A 2,010-nucleotide genomic window follows, 5' to 3' on the forward strand; every position below is an offset into this window, starting at 1 on the left:
GCCCACTGCCACCACCCCCACAGAAAAACCGCTCGCCACCATCGGACTCGAGCCCCGACACGCCGACACCGGCCGGCAGTTTTAGGCTCTCCTGCACAGCCCCGGTGTTCGAATCGATGCGGCGCAGTTCGCTCTCGTCCCCTTCCCAGGTGCCATGCCACAGCGCTCCCTCCACCCAGGTCACCCCAGTGACGAAGCGGTTGGATTCCAGGGTGCGCAGGATCGCGCCGGTTTCGGGGTCGATCCGGTGGATTTTTCGTTCGCGGTACTGGCCGACCCACAGCGAGCCTTCGGCCCAGGTCAGCCCGGAATCGTTGCCGCCACCGGGGGCCGGGATGGTGGAGATGACGTCGCCGGTTTGCGGGTCGATTTTCTGGATGCGGTCTTCGGCGATCTGGAACAGGTGCCGGCCATCGAAGGCGGTGCCGGCGTGGGCGGCGATGTGGATCGAGCGTGGGATGTTGCCGGTGGCGGGGTCCAGAGCGTTGAGTCTTTCGCCACTGGCGAACCACACTTGCCGACCGTCCCAGGTCAGACCGTGCACATGCTCGACGCCTTCGAACGGGCCATATTCACGGAGGATTTCGGCGGCTGACTGTTTCATCGTGGTGTTCCTCGCAAGGGGTGGGTGGCTTCATCCTAGCCACCGGGCAGCGGCACCGGGAGTAACAAGGTCGTCGCGAAACCGGGCACCGGCGGGGTCAGCCAGCGCCGTGCCCGCCCCTGCCCGTAGCTCTGCACCTTGCCCTGTGCCGCCAGGGTGTCGAGGGTTCGTTGCACCGTGCGCTGGCCGGTGTTCAAGGCCAGGGCCAGGGCCGAACTCGACCAGGATTCGCCGTCGCTGAGCAAGGCGAACACGGCGGCATGTTTTTCTTCGACCGGTGGGGTGAGCAGCACAACGTCCGGCGCCACGAGTGCAAATCCGCGCGGGGTGGCGATCACGCCGGCCAGAGGTTTGAGCGCTGCGCGCAGGCGGCCGATTTCGACGCGCAAGCGGGCGCGGTGGGATTCGTCGCTGAGTTTCAGGCGAAAGGCTCGGGCGATGAGGATTTCGCGGGGCACGTCGCCCGGCCAGGCTTCGGCCAGTGTTCGCGCCAGGGTGAACAGGATCGGCCGCTTCGATAACGACACCGACATGCCGGCGCCACGGACGAGGTAACGACAGGCGTCCACCACCAGCGATGTCGAGGTGAACAACGCCTCTACTTCGTCGAGCAACAGAGGGCGGTGTTCACCCTGAGTGACCCAATGCGCGACGGGGCTGTCCAGCATGCGCACCGCGCTGTCGACTTCCGCCAGCAGCGCGGGAATGGCCGATTGCGTGGCGGCGAGTTGTGCTCTGGCCAAGGCTGCGCGGGCGGTTTGCGCTTGCAGGTGGCGCATGGCAATGCCGGCCGCAACCAGTTCATGGGTGGCGCGCAGAGGCGGCGGCAAGGTGGCCGGGTCCAGCTGTGCGAGTTTGTCCTGGGCCTCGTTGAGTTGCCCGATCAATAGCAGGCGGCGGATGCCCAGATAGCGGGCGTGGGCGGCGTTGATCCAGTCAGCATGGGCCTCCAGCACTTGGCGTGCGGCGTCGAGTGCCGCCACGGGCCAGCCGAGGTCTCGGGAGGCCAGCGCGATCTCGGCTTCGGCGACGACGCAGCGTGCCCGCGCCACAGCTTCTTTCGGCCCGAAAGCCCGCGCGGCCCGGCGTACCAGCGCCTTGGCCCGGGCCAGATCGCCCAGTTGCGCCATGGCGATCCCGCGCAACGCCAATGCCGGAGCGTCTTCGCGCAAGGCCACCCGGTCCAGCGCACCGAGCGGGTCGCCGGCGGCCAGCGCCTGGGCGGCGGCGGTGATCAGCGAGTCCATGGCAGGCTCTTCATGGGTGCATTCCAGCGGCGGGTGGTCGTTGTTGAGTCTATCTCAGTGGGTTGCGCGTGCAGGAGGCTGAGGGTTTTTCTGTGTCGGGGCGGGCCTAATCGCTGGCAGGCCAGCTCCCACAGGGTTTTGCGTCCGGCATTGAACAGG

At 67.4% G+C, this 2,010-nt stretch carries 2 protein-coding genes; both read right to left on the reverse strand.

Annotation, left to right across the window (positions count from 1 at the left end; all coding sequences use genetic code 11):
- Nucleotides 1–604 (reverse strand): glutamine cyclotransferase (locus B0W55_RS29235; RefSeq protein WP_077049365.1); only part of this gene is annotated, 604 nt, incomplete at its 3' end.
- A 35-nt stretch (nt 605–639) separates the two neighbouring features.
- The gene (locus B0W55_RS29240; protein ID WP_077049366.1) at nt 640–1,851 is read right to left on the reverse strand and encodes a helix-turn-helix domain-containing protein; all 1,212 of its coding nucleotides are present in this window, start codon (nt 1,849–1,851) and stop codon (nt 640–642) included.
- Between the last annotated feature and the right edge of the window lie 159 nt (nt 1,852–2,010).

The organism is Pseudomonas sp. KK4, assembly GCF_001984065.1.
Lineage (GTDB): Bacteria > Pseudomonadota > Gammaproteobacteria > Pseudomonadales > Pseudomonadaceae > Aquipseudomonas.

Excerpts from the sequence above, each read along its gene's own strand:
- B0W55_RS29240 (WP_077049366.1), bottom strand. The coding sequence starts at position 1,851 with ATGGACTCGCTGATCACCGCCGCCGCCCAGGCGCTGGCCGCCGGCGAC.